Source organism: Clostridium coskatii (genome assembly GCF_001675205.1).
Taxonomy (GTDB): domain Bacteria; phylum Bacillota; class Clostridia; order Clostridiales; family Clostridiaceae; genus Clostridium_B; species Clostridium_B ljungdahlii.
The window spans coordinates 45,510-64,753 of sequence record NZ_LROR01000027.1; the positions used below are offsets into that span (position 1 = coordinate 45,510).

The 19,244-nt window shown below is 29.7% G+C and carries 15 protein-coding genes; 3 read left to right on the forward strand and 12 right to left on the reverse strand.

From position 1 onward, the window contains the following. Positions 1-39 precede the first annotated feature (39 nt). From murJ to CLCOS_RS02630, 10 genes are all read right to left on the reverse strand, one after another. Positions 40-1,581, reverse strand: coding sequence for a murein biosynthesis integral membrane protein MurJ (gene murJ / locus CLCOS_RS02585; protein WP_063600044.1), 1,542 nt, complete (start codon positions 1,579-1,581; stop codon positions 40-42). 180 nt (positions 1,582-1,761) lie between these two features. Then, positions 1,762-2,742, reverse strand: coding sequence for an acyltransferase family protein (locus tag CLCOS_RS02590; RefSeq protein WP_013240041.1), 981 nt, complete (start codon positions 2,740-2,742; stop codon positions 1,762-1,764). Between the two features lie 51 nt (positions 2,743-2,793). Beyond that, positions 2,794-4,083: an O-antigen polymerase gene (locus tag CLCOS_RS02595; RefSeq protein WP_013240042.1), complete on the reverse strand. Its 1,290-nt coding sequence runs from the start codon at positions 4,081-4,083 to the stop codon at positions 2,794-2,796. 38 nt (positions 4,084-4,121) lie between these two features. Further along, a complete protein-coding gene (locus tag CLCOS_RS02600) occupies positions 4,122-5,123 on the reverse strand; it encodes a glycosyltransferase family 2 protein (RefSeq protein ID WP_063600043.1) in 1,002 nt (333 codons plus the stop codon). A 32-nt stretch (positions 5,124-5,155) separates the two neighbouring features. Beyond that, complete coding sequence (locus CLCOS_RS02605; RefSeq protein ID WP_063600042.1) at positions 5,156-6,268, reverse strand: glycosyltransferase; 1,113 nt, start codon at positions 6,266-6,268, stop codon at positions 5,156-5,158. A 7-nt stretch (positions 6,269-6,275) separates the two neighbouring features. Then, positions 6,276-7,457, reverse strand: a complete 1,182-nt coding sequence (locus CLCOS_RS02610; RefSeq protein ID WP_013240045.1) for a glycosyltransferase — start codon at positions 7,455-7,457, stop codon at positions 6,276-6,278. Positions 7,458-7,476: 19 nt separating this feature from the next. Then, complete coding sequence (locus CLCOS_RS02615; protein ID WP_063600041.1) at positions 7,477-9,315, reverse strand: nucleoside-diphosphate sugar epimerase/dehydratase; 1,839 nt, start codon at positions 9,313-9,315, stop codon at positions 7,477-7,479. 239 nt (positions 9,316-9,554) lie between these two features. After that, positions 9,555-10,472: a UTP--glucose-1-phosphate uridylyltransferase GalU gene (galU, locus tag CLCOS_RS02620; RefSeq protein ID WP_013240047.1), complete on the reverse strand. Its 918-nt coding sequence runs from the start codon at positions 10,470-10,472 to the stop codon at positions 9,555-9,557. Positions 10,473-10,507: 35 nt separating this feature from the next. After that, on the reverse strand, positions 10,508-11,590 hold the full coding sequence (locus tag CLCOS_RS02625) for a tetratricopeptide repeat protein (RefSeq protein ID WP_013240048.1): 1,083 nt from the start codon (positions 11,588-11,590) through the stop codon (positions 10,508-10,510). Between the two features lie 23 nt (positions 11,591-11,613). Further along, positions 11,614-13,341, reverse strand: a complete 1,728-nt coding sequence (locus CLCOS_RS02630; protein ID WP_013240049.1) for a phospho-sugar mutase — start codon at positions 13,339-13,341, stop codon at positions 11,614-11,616. Positions 13,342-13,605: 264 nt separating this feature from the next. Between CLCOS_RS02630 and CLCOS_RS02635 the strand changes: the two genes are divergently transcribed. The 3 genes from CLCOS_RS02635 (at position 13,606) to CLCOS_RS02645 (ending at position 17,253) form a co-directional block, all read left to right on the forward strand. Then, on the forward strand, positions 13,606-15,066 hold the full coding sequence (locus tag CLCOS_RS02635) for an aminotransferase class I/II-fold pyridoxal phosphate-dependent enzyme (protein WP_013240050.1): 1,461 nt from the start codon (positions 13,606-13,608) through the stop codon (positions 15,064-15,066). Positions 15,067-15,386: 320 nt separating this feature from the next. Next, on the forward strand, positions 15,387-15,944 hold the full coding sequence (locus tag CLCOS_RS02640) for a sigma-70 family RNA polymerase sigma factor (protein ID WP_063600040.1): 558 nt from the start codon (positions 15,387-15,389) through the stop codon (positions 15,942-15,944). Between the two features lie 4 nt (positions 15,945-15,948). Beyond that, positions 15,949-17,253 carry a DUF4179 domain-containing protein gene (locus CLCOS_RS02645; RefSeq protein ID WP_063600039.1) on the forward strand — a complete coding sequence of 435 codons (1,305 nt, stop codon included), beginning with the start codon at positions 15,949-15,951 and terminating at the stop codon, positions 17,251-17,253. Between the two features lie 148 nt (positions 17,254-17,401). On the opposite strand, the gene CLCOS_RS02650 is transcribed toward CLCOS_RS02645, so the two are convergent. Together CLCOS_RS02650 and CLCOS_RS02655 are read right to left on the reverse strand one after the other, a co-directional pair. Then, positions 17,402-18,385, reverse strand: coding sequence for a permease prefix domain 1-containing protein (locus tag CLCOS_RS02650; protein WP_063600038.1), 984 nt, complete (start codon positions 18,383-18,385; stop codon positions 17,402-17,404). A gap of 36 nt (positions 18,386-18,421) precedes the next feature. Then, positions 18,422-18,763: a PadR family transcriptional regulator gene (locus tag CLCOS_RS02655; RefSeq protein WP_063600037.1), complete on the reverse strand. Its 342-nt coding sequence runs from the start codon at positions 18,761-18,763 to the stop codon at positions 18,422-18,424. Positions 18,764-19,244 lie beyond the last annotated feature (481 nt).

Sequence of the window (19,244 nt, forward strand, 5' to 3'; positions counted from 1 at the left end):
AGAACTTTCTTCTCCTTTTCACCGCATTAATTAGCAAATTTATGCAATTTTTAATTTCTTTTTTACCAAATTTATTATATTAGCAAGCTCCTGTACTTTTAATATAAGCAGCATAATCACATACACTGCTATACCAACTATGATGCAAATAAAGAGTGTCAAAAGCTGTCCCTTAAATCCACCTAGTAAATTTCCCAGGAAATTATTTATTAAAAATATACACACTCCCATAGTACCTGCAGCTGTCATTATCTTTATTCCAACTTTAAACATATTAAATCCATTTATATTTCCAACTCTTTTTCTTAAATCCTTAGCTAAAAGCACGCAGCTTACAAACGCAGAAATTGTTGTAGCTAAAGTAAGTCCTCCTATACCCATCTTTTTCACAAGTACTATGCTCATAACTATATTTACAGCTACACCTAATGCACCATTTATCATAGGTGTAGTAGTATCTTGAATAGCGTAAAAAGCTCTGTTAAATACATCTCTTATTCCCCAAAATACCAGTCCAGATACCAAGAAAAGTAGTGCATCAGCAGTCATATTAACTGCCTGCTTATTAAAGGCACCGTGCATGAAGAGTGCACTTATTACAGGAACTCTAAGTATCAACATTCCTACTATAGCTGGTATTACTATGATATTGATATTATTTACTGCTATGCTTATATGTGACTTAAAATCTTCATAATTTTTAAGACTTCCGTCCCTAGATAAAGAAGGATATATAACCGTAACTATTGCAGATGCAAAAGTGAAATAAACAAGCATATTTAACTTATTTGCATAATCAAGTGCCAATATACTTCCTACTACAAGAGTAGAAGCCATTCTCTTTTGAACTACTTCATTTACCTGATTAACGCCAGTTCCAATCACAACTGGAGCAATCAATGAAAGCATTTTTTTAATCTTAGGATCTTTTAAATTTATTTTAGGACTATATTTATACTTATTTTTTATAAGCCATGGAATTTGTACCACTATCTGAAGTCCGTTTCCAAGCATAGTAGCTGCTGTGAGGCCTACAATTCCATAATGACTTCCCATTAGCACATAAGCTATTATAGGTATGTTCATTGCTATTCCAACTAATGCTGGAGCTGTGAAATCGTCTAAAGTTTGAAGCACTGCCGTGTAGCCGCTGTTTAAACTCAAAAAAAGTATATTTATCATACTCATCTTAGTTAATAATATGGTTAAATTATATCTTTGACCTTTAAAATTAGAAATTACATTAACTATATCTGTAGTAAATATCCATCCTAAAACACATAAAAACAACGAAATAATCATTAGGATGTTCATTATGCAATTGGCAAATTTAAACATTTCTTCTTTGCCATGTTTACTATATGTTTCACTGAGTATTGGAATAAAAGTGGTAGTAATTGCAATTCCAAACAAATTAAACATCAAATTTGGTATGGTAAGTGACATAGTGTAGGCATCTGAACTAGCAGATGCTCCAAATGCACTGGCAATAAGTGCATCCCTTACAAATCCTATTACCCTGCTTGCCATTGAAATTACCATTACTACACCAGCAGCTTTAACAAGTCCATCTTTCTTCATATTTTCCTCCAAAATTATCCTACCTGCATCTAAGCACTGCCTAAAGCATTTTCAAAGAAATAGCCAGTTAGTATGCTATCTTATTTTCTTTTAAATGCCTAATGTGTAAATTATATCTTCAAGTATTTTATCACTAATCAATTCTATATACAACGAATTGAAAATAGCTTGTTAACATCTTTACTTATGTCCTAAAAATACTTTACTTAGTATAGGTATTTTATTAAGTATCCATTTACATATTAAAATAGGTATAAATCCTACTAAAATCATTATTACAATTACAAAGCTATAATTTAATTTCAACATTTGATAACATAAAACCCTGGCTCCTGTTTGTGAAAACCAGGACAAGAGGTAAATATCATAGCTGTATTTTCCCACTTTTCTAAACAATTCTCCACCTGAAGTATTCATTATGAGTTGGGATACCATTAAAAATATACTACTTCCGAGAAGAGATGTAACTAGGTTGTAGTAAGGATACACTTCCTTTCCCACATCAAATACATTCATAGCCATAAGAACTATAGAAAATACTAAAACTATAGCGTACTTATTTTTAATATTATTCCATTTATCGTAAGTATTTTTCAAATATACTCCGAAGAAAAAGTAAAACAAATAATGAATTACACCATACACATAAAATAAACCTATTTGCTTTGTAAACAACAGATTAAAAAGCAAAGTTATTACTAAAGTCAAATTTATAGGTAATTTTTTAAAAATTGGTGCGACTGCAAATATGAAAAATAATGTATATATAAACCAAAAATATTGTATTGGAATATCTAAAGGATAAATCAATATATTTGTTATGAGGCTGTTTAGCTTTACCGGTCTCGCAGCATAGTTATTCATATATAATTTTATAGGCACCGCCACTAGTGACACTGCAAAATATGGAACCATAAGTCTTTTAAATTTTCCATAAACAAAACTGCCATAATCTCTTACAGTCTTTATACTATATATCTTATAGGCGAAAAAACCTGATATAACAAAAAAGAAAGGCATATGGAATGAATATATGAGTTTATATATATAGGCATAAAATGCACTGCCATTAAACGCTGAATCAGGAAACGAATGTCCCAGCACTACTAAAAATATACCTATTCCTCTAGCTATATCCATATCCTTATAATACTTCTTCATCACTCTTTACTCCTCCACAAGCAATCAATACTAAAAACTTAGTAAAATTAATTATATTTCCTTAGGCAGCAAATATGCCAAAAGTACTCCAAGACCCAATCCACTAGTGAGCAGTGTAGTAAGTATAGGCCCATTAAATAGTGCCATTATGCCTCCAAAGAGAAGCGTTGATACTAAAAGTATATTTTTGCTTTCTACAGATCTTATGATTATCATTATAAAATAAAGCAGTATTGCAAATATGACTATACCTATAATTCCAAAATTCATATAGGCATCCCCATACCAAGTTACATTTAGCCTCATATCCGGTCTTCCATAATAAACTGTAGCCATATAGAAATTAGGATCCATATTGTATATATTTTTAAAGAAATGTCCTAGTATGCCCTGAGCTAACTTCATCTTAGGGTACATAGAAAAGAAATCAAAATACTCTAGTGCTATAAGTGAAGGCCATAAGAACACTCTTATTATTATGAGTAAATATATTGATAATTTTTTTAGGTACAATGCTGCAATTCCAAGTGCTACGGCAAGTGCCATTATTTTTTCTATAAAGCTTCTCTTTATTCCATATCTCAATATCATTCCAAAAAACGGTGCTAAGAGTAGAACTGCAAATTGAGTCTTATATGCAGCATATCCATATAACACAAGCTGCAGTACAAAAGGTATGAATACAAGTTTATATTTTCTCTTGTACATTAAAAATGCAAGTATAAATGGATTTATTATATTTCCAAGCCACTGTACAAAATAATCTACAAATTTCCCTGCATGATCCCTGTAATCCAACCTTACTGAATATACATCTTTAAAAGCCTGAATTATTTTAGTAGGCATTCCAAGCTTATAGATTATATAACCATAGCCAACTACCATAAATGCTATTAAGCCTATCCAAAAAGTTTTAGGACTAATATTTATTTGAGGTATTTTAAAATCAAACTTACTAGTAAGCAAAACTCCTATTAATCCTACTGCAGCTATTGTATATATAAATACTGGTGAATTTTTACTATCTCCAAGTCCGCTCATAATATATACTATTAGAAGTGGTGTAGTACTTAAAATTAAAAACAAAAGCCAATACAAACTTGTCAGTTCTTCAATTCTATGAGGCAGTAAAAAAACAGCCGTATATATTATAACTACAAACAAAGGCAGCATAATAAGTGACCTTTTCAAAATACCCTGATTTATTATAAAATTAAAAGATTTATAGTACTCTATTGAATGTATATATCCAAATGTTAGTGCAGCTATTATGAATAAATATAAGATAATAGATAATATCTTGCTATCCTTATTTATCATATTGTAAATTTTATGTATCATTCAGAAACCTCCTATTTTAACTGATCACTTATGACTTATCATTTAGATCTACCAAACACAAGTGATTTAAAAAATCCAACTGCAGTTCCTGCGCCATAGGCAATATGCAGTAGGAAAAATAATATAAACATAAGTGGCATATACTTTATACCATTCTTTGAACCTATCTTTATACATTCCAGTATATCTATAAGGAAATAGCTCCCCAGTGCTAAAACTTCTATAACTTTGCTGAGTAAAAATAATCTATATGTTGCACCAAACAGCAGTATGGTAAGAAGAAAAGTTAAAGGTACAAGATGCCTTATTCTAACTATTTCCCTGTTTGTAATTAAAGAACCTCCTATTTCCTTCCCATTTGCAAAATTTTGAGATATTATCTTTTTTATACTGCTTCTTGGTTTATAATAGGATATTATATCTTTATTCTGGTATATTTTATATCCAGCTTTTAATATTCTATTATTCATATCATTGTCTTCACTTCTAGCTAAACTTTCATTGTAAAGTCCTACTTTATCAAATACCCATCTCCAAAAAGCTCCATTCCAAACCGTATCTACAAATCCCTGGTAATCTTTCTGTCTAAATTTAGCTACACCTATTCCAAATTTACTTTCATGTAAAAATACAATACAATTTTCTATATAAGATTTTGATGTTAAAAGATAAGTAGGTCCTCCTACATTTACTACATTTTGTGATTTTAATTTATTTAAAGTGCTTACACATCCACTTACATAATTTTTATCATAAAGTGCATGACCATCTACTCTTACAACTATATCTCCTTCTGCCATTTCTATTCCCTTATTTAAACCTGCAGATTGTATTTTTTTAGGATTATCTATTATTCTAATCTTCTCATTTTCAAATTTCTCTATTATATCTCTAGTTGAATCAGTAGACATACCATCTAAAACTAATATTTCAATAATATTATCATAAGTTTGATTTATTATAGAATTAAGGCACTTTTCTATATGTATTTCTTCATTGTACACAGGAATTATTATTGAAACTGTATCCTTATTATACATACAAATCTCCTTTTCAATTCTATGAAAATAATTTACTTTTCATATATTTTGCTTAATATAGGTTCATTGGCTTCCCAGAAATAATTATTCTTCAATCTTTTCATATTGTCTACTATGCTCTTCTTTTCTTCCCGATCTTCTATGAGTTTTCCTATGATATGCTCTAGTGTATCCTTAAGATTACCACCGTCTATTCCATATCCAAAATTGTTTTTGCAGACCTCATATCCAAATTCCGTAATTTTGTTTGCAATAACGGGAGTTTCAGTTATTATGCTTTCATAAAACTTATTTGGCATAGATATAGTAGCCGTATCTCCAGGATAAAAGGCATACGTTATGTCTATGTTCCTGTAAAGTTCTTCTAATTGATCTATATGATAAGCTCCTCTTATATCTACATTTGAAAACTTTTTTGAATATTCAGCAAGCTTTTCAGAATATATTCCCCTTCCACAAACAACTATTTGCACAAACTTGCTGTATTTTTGAGAAGCATCAATTAATGCTTTCATTTCATCATAATATCTGACAGATCCTATAAAACCAATTCTAAGTTTATCACTTGGAGTTTTTTCTATATTATTAAATAGATTTTTATAAGGAGCATTGTTTACTATGTAAATATTTTTACTTATTTTACTGTAAACTTCCTTCATTTTTGGGGTAACTACTATGTGAATATCTACTTTCTTTAACATATGTCTTTCCATTAAAATTATTAAATTATAAATACATTTGTTTAAAAATCCTTTTCTGTTATAAAAGTACAGATAGAAAAGATCATGTTCGTCATATATTAATTTCAACTTAAGTTTTTTATTTATACTAAAGCCTATAAAAAGTCCATCAAAGTCGTGGCAGTGGAGTGCCTCAAAATCTTTATTTTTTAAATAGTTGTATACATCTCTTTTAAAATTAAAAAATTTGAAAGCCTGCTTATATCCACTTCCATACTGGGCATTTCCAAAAAATCTTACTATTTTTATACCATCCAAATTTTCTTCAGGCTTATCAATATAAGTTCCTTCCCTATCCCAACATAATATAGTAATTTTATGGCCAAGTTTTGTCAAAGACTTCGCCTCTTTATATACCCTGGGGTCAGGATCAAATCCATTTGTAAGTATCATTGCAATATTCAATATTCTTTCACCTCATAATCTCATTGTATATATGAATGGTTTTCTGAGCATTTCTAAGCCAGGTAAATTCACTTAATACTGTTTTCTTCCCATTTTCACCTACAATTTTAGCCTTATCCTTATGACTCAATATGTAATCTATAGTACAAACTAGATCATCTAAATCATGAGGTTCAACCAAAAATCCATTTTTTTTATCCACAATAACATCCTCTATTCCCTGACCTTTAACACCTATAACTGGTATACCACTATTCATTGCTTCTATATACACTATTCCAAAACCTTCCTGCCAGCTTGGAAGTGCAAATACATCACATTTTGGGGACATATATTTTATTACTTGAGAATGAGGTAACTTTCCTAGAAAAATCACATTTTTATTTAAACTCAAATTGTCTACAAGCCTTTTTAAGTTCCTGTACTCCTCTCCATCGCCAATTACGTAATATTTTATAGTAGGATATATATTTACAAGCTTTGAAACAGCTCTTATATTCAAATCTATTCCCTTTGTCTTTATTAAAGCAGACACACTGAGCATTACATAATCTCCTTCTAGCTCAACCTGCTTATCTGCTACACATTCCTCTGGGTTAATTCCATTATTTATTACTACTGTTTTATCTAGAAGCTCCTTCTTTTCTATAATGTTTCTCAGTTTATTACTGACAGTTATTATTTTGTCTGCATTTTCCAAAACCTTAGTCACATTTTTTCTACACATATTATTCTTTTTTATAGTATATTGAAAATCCTGACCATGAATTGTCACTACAAAAGGCACTTTATACTTTTTACTAAGACTTATACTTGCAAATCCTACAGGTATAGCTGTATGTGCATGTATTACATCGAATTTAAACTTTTTATACAATTTGCTTATAATTTTCCTTATACCTAAGTACATAAAAAATCCTGAGTATTGAAGGAATAGCCCTCCCGGGAATTCTATATATCTAGGATAAAAAACTTCCACACCATCAAGTACCATTTTAGATGGAATATCAATGTAAGCTTTATACTTCTTTATGTTCCCTAAAAAAGCTGGTACATAGGGAACAGGGCACACAACCTTTACCCTACAGCCTTCATTTATGAGTTTTTGCACTTGTTTGTGGACAAAAATACCTAAAACGCTGTTAGAAGATGAGGGATACATATGTGAAATAACTAGTACATTCTTCATGGCTTTATTCATCCTTTTGCTATTTTTTTCTCTTATAGGTTGGTACTTTTTCCTCTATAAGTTTGATTATTTCCTCTTTATCTTCATTTACCACTTCTCTAAACTGTTTTATAGACTCCTCTACAAAAGTCATATCTATTTTACCTGGTTTTTCAACAAATATCTTATCATGTTCCGTGGAAGTTAAAGCTACTTCATTCATAAGAAGTTCCTCATATAATTTCTCTCCCGGTCTTAAACCTGTATATTCTATTTTTATATCCACATCAGGTTCATATCCAGATAAAGTTATAAGATCCTTGGCCAGATCTACTATTTTTACGGGTTTTCCCATATCAAGTACAAAAATTTCTCCACCATGGGCTATGGCACCTGCCTGAATTACAAGCTGTGCTGCTTCAGGTATCGTCATAAAAAATCTATTTATTTCAGGATGGGTTACCGTAACAGGTCCCCCATGGGCTATTTGCTTTTTAAAAAGTGGAATTACCGAACCATTACTCCCTAAAACATTTCCGAATCTTACAGCTACATACTCCGTCTCACTAACTTCGTCAAAAGCCTGCACCATAATTTCACAAAATCTCTTTGAAGCTCCCATAACATTAGTTGGATTAACTGCCTTATCCGTACTTATTTGAACAAACTTATTCACTTTAAATTCATCACAACATTTTAGTACATTATAGGTACCAATTATATTATTCTTCACGGCTTCTGCCGGATTACCTTCCATAAGTGGAACGTGCTTATGAGCAGCTGCATGAAAAACCACTTCTGGTCTGTATTTATCAAATATACTTCTTAATCTATCTTCATCTCTTATAGAAGCTATAATTATGGCTTTATTTAATTTTGAATAATTATAGTTTAATTCCATCTGCACGTCATAAACGTTATTTTCATATATGTCTAGTATCAAAAGTTGCTTTGGACCAAATCTAGCTATCTGTCTGCATAATTCAGATCCTATAGATCCTCCACCACCTGTTACCATTATAATCTTATCCTTTATGTACTTATTTATATTTTCATTGTTAAGCTTAACTTCGTCTCTTCCAAGAAGATCTTCTATATTTACATCTCTTAATTTGCTCATATTTAAATTTCCATCTATCATTTCATATATGCCAGGCAAAGTTTTAAGCTTGCATTTTGTACTCTTGCATATATTTATGATTTCCCTTTTAGTCTTGATATCTGCAGAAGGCATTGCAATTATTATTTCTTCTATGCTTCTTTCTTTGCATATTCTTGGTATGTCATCTCTTCCTCCTAAAACTTTTATACCATTTATCAACTTTTTTCTTTTTGTTTCATCATCATCTACAAGTCCAACTACATCATAATTAAAATTTCTATTTTTCTTTATCTCTTTTATGAGCACTGCCGATGCATCTCCTGCACCAATTATAAGAAGTCTTTTATTTCTTATCTTTTTATATTGTCCTACGCTTTTATCTTGAAGTAACCTGTATATAAATCTTATACCGCCTAAGGTTAGCACAGATAATATCCAAAAAATTATATGTACAGTATATGGAAATCTATAATACCTATTTTCAAGAAATTTATAATTTATAAAATAGCTGTAAATTACAAATATAATATTGGATACAGAAACAGAATATACAATAGAAATTAACTCTTCTACTGATGCATATTTCCATATACTATCGTATAAATTAAAAACTTTGTTAAATACTAAAGTTATAATTACCATAGGAATAACTGAAATTTTTAAAAATATTATATATTCCTGCTGTATATTAAAATCAAATTTAAGTAATAAGGCAAAATATAAGGAACCTATAAGAAATAATATATCGTATACTATGAGTTTTTTGTCTTTTTGCATTTCAACACTTCCTAAATTATTGTAAAAATTTTATATAAAAACTCCCTTTATCTATTTTACATCATAAACAAAATTATTCAACACATTTTTTAACAGGTAATGTCACACATCACACAATTTAATACTGCTGTTCTATTTCACCAGCAGTATTGATAAATTAATTAATTTTTTGTTACTAAATAAATTGCATCTATAATTTTACATAAATTCTAAAATTATAGATGCAGCTTTATTAAACTCTATTTGTTATGAGAATTAGAAGTTATATCATCATAAACTTCTTTAAATATCTTTTGTTCTTTTAAATCCAAAAGATATTTCATAAAAGGCTTTTTCAGTTCATCTCTCTTCAAGGCATATTCCACAGTGGCTTGTAAAAATCCAAGTTTATCTCCCACATCATACCTTCTTCCCTCAAAATTATATGCATACATAGCTTCATTTTGAGCTAAAGTTCTCAGGGCATCTGTGAGTTGAATTTCTCCTCCCTTTCCTGGAGTAGTGTTCTCTAATATTTCAAATATGGATGGTGTTATTATATATCTTCCAAGTATGGCTATATTAGACGGAGCCTCTTCAACTTTAGGTTTTTCTATTAAATCTTTAACTTTGTATACCTTATCTTCTATATACATTCCTTTTACTATACCATATCTATCTACGTATTCTTTAGGAACCTCCTGTACACCTATAATTGAAGTTTTATATTCATCATAGCATTTTATAAGCTGTTTTAGGCAAGGTTCTTTACTATCTACCACATCATCACCGAGCATTACCGCAAAAGGTTGATTTCCAACAAAAGTTTTTGCACAACTTATTGCATGTCCAAGACCCTTAGGTTCCTTCTGTCTTATGTAATATATATCTGCCATATTTGATATATCCTGTACCATTTTCAAAAGATCTTTCTTGTCTTTATTCTCCAGTTCCTGTTCCAATTCTACGGATTTATCAAAGTGATCTTCTATTGCCCTCTTATTTTTTCCTGTTATTATCAAAATTTCTTCTATTCCAGATGCTACTGCTTCTTCTATAATATATTGGATGGTAGGCTTATCTACTATAGGCAGCATTTCCTTAGGTTGGGCCTTTGTAGCAGGCAAAAATCTTGTTCCAAGTCCAGCAGCTGGTATTATAGCTTTTTTTACATTCACCTTAAAATCTCCTTTCACATTCATGTTACATAGGATTACTTTTTTTCAATCTTCTTAATAAAGTTATCTATTTCAATAACTACTTCATCTTTAGGATCTATTTTCTTTGCGATTTCCAAATGTTTTTTTGCATCTTGTAAATTTCCAGAGTCCAAATAGCACATTATAAGATTAGTGCATATTTCTACGGATCTAGTGGCTTCAAATGCTTTTCTCAAATAAGCTATAGCCTTTTCATAGTCTCCAATAGATGCATAATTTATGCCCATTTCATTTACAATTTCTACTATACTGCTGTCTATATTAAGTGCATCGTTTAGGTAATAAATTGCCTTTTCATAATTTTCTAGTTTTCTATATCCAACTGCTATGTAGTAATACAAGGAAGCATTATCTCCAAAAGTATCCATAAGAGGTATTAACAATTTTAATGCTTCTTCAGGATTATCTTCTAAAAGCTCTTTTCCCCTGTCATAGTGTACAATAGATTTAAGTTCTTCTTTCATATCTGTTATTTCTAAGGTTTCTTTTCCGCCTTTTCCTACATAGTTATTTATATAAAACAATGCTTTTTCATAATCTCCCTCTTCTCTTTTAATAAGGGATTCATAAAGATATGGCAGTGCATAATTTTCTTTGGATTCGGCTCTTTTTAATATTTGCAATTCCTCTTCCTTATATATTTTGTTGGTTTTTCTAATCTCATCTACCATAGCTATAAGTTTGTCATATATTTCTATAGAATCTTCCATAGTAGATAACCCTTTTAATAATATATAGGCATCTTCATATTCTTTATTTTTAACATTCTTTGCTATTATGCCTTTTATAAATCTAATGTATTCATTATTTCCGGTTATTATGCTCTTATACTGCTTGCTAAACTTAAAATTTTCATCTGCACCTAATACGTAAAACATGCCTTCAATAAAATACCCTATTGGTATTCTATCCATATTGTTTTTAATTTTAACATCGTCAACTATATTTTTAGAACTTAAAGGCAAATATATATCTTCTGGGAAAGTAACTTTAAATATTTTTTCTAAACTTTTTTCATTTACTTCTACAAATAATAATTTAGATAATTTTTCTGCAAAATGTGATTTTATATCCATTAATTTACCACCTACACAATTTATTAGCAATTTACATCGTCTATTATTTTCATAACTCTTTTCTCAAATACATTCATTTTTTCTTCAGCATCTTTCAAGCTGTTTCCTATTATTGAAAGATAAATTTTTATTTTAGGTTCCGTTCCCGAAGGCCTAACTACAAACCAAGACTTATCCTCCATAATAAATTTCAGCACATTTGACTTAGGTAAATGTATTATATTTTCATTTATATTTATTAAATCTTTTTCTACACTTAACTTATAATCTAATTTTTTAACTATTTTTGCATCACCAAGTGTTCTTTTCATGGAATGCCTCATGTACTGGAGAATTTTTTCTATTTTTTCGTGACCTTCTCTTCCTTTAAGTTCTACTGAAATCAACTTTTCTTTATAAAATCCATATTTTTTATACAGATTTAATAGAGCCTCGTAAAGACTCATGCCCTTCGTTTTATAGTACAGCGTCATTTCACATATAAGCGTAGCTGCAATTACAGCATCCTTGTCTCTTACAAAATCTCCTGCCAGATAGCCGTAGCTTTCTTCAAATCCAAATATATACTCTTTATTTTCCTTGCTTTTAAATTCTTTTATTTTTTCTCCTATATATTTGAATCCAGTTAACACATTTACTAATTCTACTCCATATTCTTTTGCTATATCTTGAACCATCTCCGTAGTTACTATAGTTTTTACCACAACACCATTTTTCGGCAATTTATCAATTTCCTTTAAGGATGAAAGAATATAATGGGTTAAAAGAACACCTACTTGATTTCCAGTAAGTGTTTTATACTGGCCTTCTACATTCTTCACTACTATCCCTATTCTATCACAATCTGGATCTGTTCCAAATATTATATCTGGCTTTATAGCCTGTGCCATATCTAAAGCCAGTTTAAAAACTCTAGGATCTTCTGGATTAGGATATTCTGCTGTTGGAAAACTCCCATCTGGGCTTTCCTGTTCTTTTACTATATTCACATTTTCATATCCAAGTTCTTTAAGCGCCCTTCTCACTGGAATATTACCAGTTCCATGCAGTGGAGTATATATTATTTTTAAATCTTTTGCATGTGCCTCTATAAGATCTTTCCTTATAGCAAGGTTCTTTACTTTCTCTATATAGGATTTATCTATATTTTCTCCCAACATATGAAGTATACCTTTGTTTTCAGCTTCTTTTAAATCCATATGTTTTATTTCTGAAAAATCACTGATACTTTCTATACAAGATAGTATTTCATTTGCAAAATCATCTGTTACCTGTCCACCATCTTCCCCATATACCTTATATCCATTATATTGCTTTGGGTTATGAGATGCTGTTATAACAACACCTGCCTTACTTTTAAGTTCTCTTACCGCATAGGAGAGCATTGGTGTTGGATGGAGAGTTTTAAAAAGATTTACTTCTATACCATTGGCACATAAATTACTTGCAGCAGCCTCTGCAAATTCCTTGGACATTATTCTACAATCATAAGCTATGCATACGGAAATACTTGTATTATATTTCTTTATAAGATATTTTGATAATCCTTCTGTAGCTTTTCCAACAGTATATATATTCATTCTATTACTGCCTATACCTATTACGCCTCTAAGACCTCCTGTGCCAAATTCCAAATCCTTATAAAATCTATCTTCTATTTCCTTTTCATCTTCTATATTTTTTAGTTCTATTTTTCCATCATCATCCACATAAGGTGAACTCAACCAATATTCATATTTTTCTCTATACATTATCTTTACCTCCTATATGCAATATTTAACATTTACTATTATACTATAAACTATATCTAAAAACATGTATACAACCATATTTTTACCTCATAATATATATATATAACTTATTTCTTAATTTTAGGTTAATTTATTTATATAAATTGGTATTATTGAATCTCTATATGAATTAACATATAATGATATTAGTTTTTACTAAGTATGATTATCCCTTTAATTCCAAGAGTTAAAGGGTATTTTTTTTGAAGGAAGGTGTTTATCAAGGTGTATAAATTAGATCAAAGTGAAACTCCACTGTTTGATGCATTAATGGAATATGTAAATAGGAATACCATTCCTTTTCATGTGCCAGGTCATAAAAAAGGGAACGGTATAGACGAAGAGTTTAAAAACTTCATGGGAGAAAACCCCTTTAAAATTGACGTTACTGTATTTAAATTAGTGGATAGTCTTCACCATCCTACTGGTCCAATAAAAAGGGCACAGCAATTAGCTGCAGATGCCTATGGCTCTGATGCTGCTTTTTTTTCAATACATGGAACATCTGGTGCTATACAAACCATGATCATGTCTGTAGTGAATTCAGGAGATAAAATAATAATTCCAAGAAACGTGCACAAATCCGTTACTGCTGGAATTATATTAAGTGGTGCAATACCTGTATATATGCAACCTGAACTAGATAAAACAATAGGAATTGCCCATGGTGTTACTTCTGAAACCGTAGAAAATACTTTAAAACAAAATCCTGATGCAAAGGCTGTTTTAATTATAAATCCCACCTATTACGGAGTAGCTGCAGACATTAAAAAAATATCAGATATAGTACACAATTATGATATTCCTTTAATTGTAGACGAGGCCCATGGACCACACCTTGGTTTTAACGATAATTTGCCAATATCAGCTATGCAAGCTGGTGCCGATATGTGTTCCCAAAGTACTCATAAAATAATAGGTGCTATGACTCAGTGTTCGCTGCTTCACGTTCGTTCAGAGCGTATTGATATACACAAAGTTCAACAAGTTTTATCTCTACTGCAAACAACTTCACCTTCTTATGTCTTAATGGCTTCGCTGGATTGTGCCAGAAGGCAAATAGCTCTCCATGGAAAAGAATTGCTGAGTAAAGCTATTGACCTGTCAAGTTATGCCAGGTATAAAATCAACAATGTACCAGGATTCTACTGTTTTGGTGAAGAAATAGTTGGTAATCCCGGCGTAGTGTCCCTTGATCCTACCAAAATAACCATAACCTGTAGAGATTTAGGTATTACAGGCTATGACTTAGATATGATTTTATCAAATAAGTATCATATACAAATGGAACTCTCAGATTTATATAATATTTTAGCTGTTGGTTCTTTTGGCGATACTAAAGAAAATATAGATGCCCTTATAAATTCTCTAGAAGAAGTAAGTACAGAATACTATGGGAGAGGAACTAGAAAATCAGACTTTCTGGATATGCCTTCTATACCAGTACAATTAAAAATTCCAAGAGATGCTTTTAATTCTGAAAAAACGCCGGTGCTGTTAAAAGACAGCATAGGTATGATAAGTGGAGAATTTTTAATGGCATATCCTCCTGGAATACCAGTGCTTTGCCCGGGTGAAGAAATAACAAAAGAAATTGTAGACTACGTGCAAGAACTAAAAGATACTGGATTGTATGTTCAAGGCACAGAAGACCCTGAAGTTGAATATATCAAAGTAGTAAAATAATTTCTCAAACAAAAATAAAATTACACTGCGGATATTTTTACAACCTTCAGCCCATTAAATATTTTGATAAGTCCAAGTAAAAAATTTTGAAAAAAACTAATAACTTTTGAAAACTCGTACCTCAGACAATTCAAAAGCCATAAGTTTTTCAAAAATTTTTTACTAAGACTTATATGAAAAATATTTAAATGGGCTTCATTATTGTAAAAATATCTCTCCGTGTAATTTTATTTTTTTGTATAATTATTTTATTCATGTTTGATAGAAATACGTATTAACCATCGTATTAGATTTATGAATAGCTCTTCGGGAGGTATATGATGAAGATAGATGAAAGTAATTATATAAGTGAACTAAAGCGAAAAAATAGTAAAGCATTGGATTACACTTATTCAAAATATGTTGGATTGGTATATATGGTAGTTTTTGATTTATTAAAAGATACAGCATCTAAGCAGGATATTGAAGAGTGCGTAAGTGATATTTTTATATCACTTTGGAAAAGTGCCGCCAAATATGATGCTAATATTACAACTTTTAAAAAATGGCTTGTTGCTATATCAAAATATAAAGCAATTGACTACATAAGGAAGCTAAATAAAACACCTAAAGCCGTTGAACTTAAAGATGATACAGCAATATCCAATGATAATATTGAGGAAAAAATCATTCAAACTAATGATATTAATACTATTGTAGGTATTATAAAAAATATGAGTGAAATTGACAGACAAATATTTATCAAACGATATATTTTAAATGAAAATATTAATAATATTGCTGAATATTTAAATCTACCCAGAACTGTAATTGACAATAGATTATCTAGGGGCAGAAAATTTATAAAAAATAAATTGGAAAAGCTTATGGGGAGGTAATTATATGGGAACTGTAAATAGTGATGAAGATATTATATTTGAGTTACTAAATTATGCTGAAATTGATGATAAGTTTGATGAAAGCTTTGAATTGGATGATTTAAGCTCAAAAAGAATTAAAAAGAACCTTAAAAAGAAATTACAAAAAAGAAAGAACAAAATAAAATATGCTATTACAGCATGTATACTAATATGTTTAAGTACCGCTGTAATAAATAATCATACCTTAGCTGTTAATATAACGGAATCTCTAACACAATCAATAGCAAATATACGAGGTGATTATGCAGACTATAAAAAATATACTCAGCACGTTAGTCTAACAGCCTATGATAAAAATATTAAATTTGTAATTAATGAAATAGCAAGTGACAATAATAAAATTATGATTTCTTATTCTATCATTGGTGACAATAGTTTAAAAAATACATTGAACGTTTCAGGTTCAATTACGGGAATGTTGAAAATTAATGAAAAAGAGTTTACCTTTGGTGATTCTATAGGAGGTGAAAATCAAATTGGTGATAAAAGATATGATGGTGTTATGGAAATAGATACAATGAAACATAACTTTCCAAATACATTTTATTTGTCTATGAATATTACTCAAATAGCTGGCTTAGATGGTAACTGGAAATTCAATATCAAAGTAGATAATAAGGATATAGAAAAGGAAACTAAAACTTATAATGTTAATAAAAATATTAACATTGGAAATACAAAGTATAGAATAAAAAGGATATGTATCACCCCCTTATCTACTAGTATAGAAGTTGATGGAGATATTTCTAGGCATTCTTGTTTTTTATTTGATGATAGTGGTAATATGATAAATTCTCAAAGAGGTTCTGGAAATGGATCTTACGGAGAACTTTATTATAATGCATTAACAAACCGCAATACAAAATCACTTACTTTCTTGCCTTTTGACTATAAAGAAGATTATGTACCAAATCCAAGATTTTATAATATGGATAAACTTCCACTTGAACTACCTCAAGGAGAGCTAGGGAAATTAATAGTGAACAAACTAGAATGGGATAATGATGTTTTAAAAGTTTACTATTCTGCTGAAGGGAAAATACCTATTGAGCAATCAGGAGGATTACTTTTATTAGATGAAGAAAATAATAAAAGTATAATCAGTGAAAATAGATATAATACTAACATAAATCCATCAAATCAGCATGACTTTATAATGTATTTTAAAGGTGTATCTAAGGATAAAAAATACAAAATAGGTACATCAAATCTAGAAGACTTTTATAAATTATACGATAACTCTAAGTTTACCATAAAATTAAAATAATCAATGTATTGAAACAAGGCGCACTAACAAGTAATGCGCCTTGTTTCCGATAACTAAGCTAAGCAAAATGTAACACAACATAATATTGTTTAAAATAATCATTTAAAAGTCGACCATACTTAGTATAATATACCATAAATTAGCAAATTTAAAATACTTTCCTTGAATTTGTCTTTTTATATAAGATTGCAGCTATTAATCCAGTAATAAGTATTGCTGCTATAGTGTATCTTGACATAAATCCCATCCAACCATGGTTATTATCATCAAAGAGTATGCAAAATAAACCGCAAGTTTCTAGAAAAACTAATACTATAAAAAATATAGGTAATTTTCTTTCTGAATAAATTATACCTAAAAATGCTATAGCAAATACTATCCATGATACAAAGTATACTATATAGCTATAATACTCAAATTTACTCCAAATGGTCTTATTATACAAATTTCCATACTCATCCATTGCTTTATCATCTAGTATGTCCTGACTTCTTGTATACTTGAAAACAATACTATATTTTAAAGTTTTTTCATTCTTAGCATAAACAAAGTATGTTTCAAAACCAGAATCCCTTTCTGATATTGGAATTTCATTTTCTTTATTATATAAAAATAATTCTTTATGATCCTTCCTTACAGAACAATAATAAATACCATTATTGTTTTGAGAATTATATTTATCAAGTTTTTCAGTTATTTTTTTTTCAGTGTCTTTACTAAAGTTATCTTCGTTTTTTAAAATATCCGCTAGCCCATCCTTAACTATGTAGGAAGACTGTTTATAGTATTGGGTACCAAAACCGTCTTTTAAAAAAGTAATCCTATTTTTATTATATATTAAACTTAGTGCAGCACCAATTAAATAAATAACTATAGCACATAAAAACAAATACTTCCAAAACTTTTTCTGTTTTGAAATAATCAATGATAATTCAGCATCTACTTCCTTTACTGGTCCAAACTCTTTTATAGCAATATCAATACTATCATCTTCATTTAATCCCTTATTCTGGAGCTCTTTTGTTCGCTCATTCAAGTGAGTTTTCATTTCTTCTTTTAATATCTTAACATCTTTATCTTTATTATTAAAGCTTTTATAAATTTGCCTAATGTAGTTATTAATTCTGTCCATGACCTTCCCCTCCCAAACTTAATTTGAATCAACTCTTTACTCATCAGTATCTAAAACGAAACGGTTCATTATCTTTTGTAATGCCTTCCATTCTTTTGTCTTTTGTTTAAAAATCTCTTTTCCTTCTTCCAAAATTTTATAGTAACGCCTCCTTCCCCCGCCAGTATTTTTTTCATCATTCCAGTAGCCTTCAATGTAATTTTTCTTTTCTAATCTTTTTAAACATACATATAGTGTAGTTTCTTTCATTTGAAATTCATCATTAGACTTTTCTCTAATTCTCTTTGATATTTCATAACCGTACATATCATTTTCATACAGAACTGACAGTATCAGTGTGTCTATATACCCTTTTAAAACTTCCTTTTCAAATTCCATTTTGCACCTCCTCTTTATAATAAGGATTACTTCATATAATGTAGTACATTTTTATATTATCACAAACTACTGTATAATGTAAAGTAGTTTGTGATAATATTTCCATATTCCATTTAACGTACCCCGAATTTTAAAGCTTTTCGCTCTTTCAAAAATATCCAGTTTAAAAAAATATTTTCTATTTTTATCTTCTAAATAATAGGATTTCTCTAACGATGTTTTACGTATATATTTTTCGATATGGTCATATACATCCTTTACTTCTTTATAATTAAAAATCTATTTATCATAAATTTGTAATACACAAACATAATTATTTGATTTGCGAACATAAAAACACCGTAAAATTTTTTTTGATATGCTCCCTTTAAAGTAGACAGATTAAAAAATAAAAAATCTGTTACTAGAAAGGGGGCATTTTTGTGTCTAGAAGAACTAAATATACGGTAGAGGAAAAATACAAGATTCTAATGGAATATAG

Bases quoted from the DNA above. Each gene is read 5' to 3' on its own strand.
- murJ (WP_063600044.1), bottom strand. From the start codon at position 1,581: ATGAAGAAAGATGGACTTGTTAAAGCTGCTGGTGTAGTAATGGTAATT.
- CLCOS_RS02590 (WP_013240041.1), bottom strand. From the start codon at position 2,742: ATGAAGAAGTATTATAAGGATATGGATATAGCTAGAGGAATAGGTATA.
- CLCOS_RS02595 (WP_013240042.1), bottom strand. From the start codon at position 4,083: ATGATACATAAAATTTACAATATGATAAATAAGGATAGCAAGATATTA.
- CLCOS_RS02600 (WP_063600043.1), bottom strand. From the start codon at position 5,123: ATGTATAATAAGGATACAGTTTCAATAATAATTCCTGTGTACAATGAA.
- CLCOS_RS02610 (WP_013240045.1), bottom strand. From the start codon at position 7,457: ATGAAGAATGTACTAGTTATTTCACATATGTATCCCTCATCTTCTAAC.
- CLCOS_RS02615 (WP_063600041.1), bottom strand. From the start codon at position 9,315: ATGCAAAAAGACAAAAAACTCATAGTATACGATATATTATTTCTTATA.
- CLCOS_RS02625 (WP_013240048.1), bottom strand. From the start codon at position 11,590: ATGGATATAAAATCACATTTTGCAGAAAAATTATCTAAATTATTATTT.
- CLCOS_RS02630 (WP_013240049.1), bottom strand. From the start codon at position 13,341: ATGTATAGAGAAAAATATGAATATTGGTTGAGTTCACCTTATGTGGAT.
- CLCOS_RS02640 (WP_063600040.1), top strand. From the start codon at position 15,387: ATGAAGATAGATGAAAGTAATTATATAAGTGAACTAAAGCGAAAAAAT.
- CLCOS_RS02645 (WP_063600039.1), top strand. From the start codon at position 15,949: ATGGGAACTGTAAATAGTGATGAAGATATTATATTTGAGTTACTAAAT.
- CLCOS_RS02650 (WP_063600038.1), bottom strand. From the start codon at position 18,385: ATGGACAGAATTAATAACTACATTAGGCAAATTTATAAAAGCTTTAAT.
- CLCOS_RS02655 (WP_063600037.1), bottom strand. From the start codon at position 18,763: ATGGAATTTGAAAAGGAAGTTTTAAAAGGGTATATAGACACACTGATA.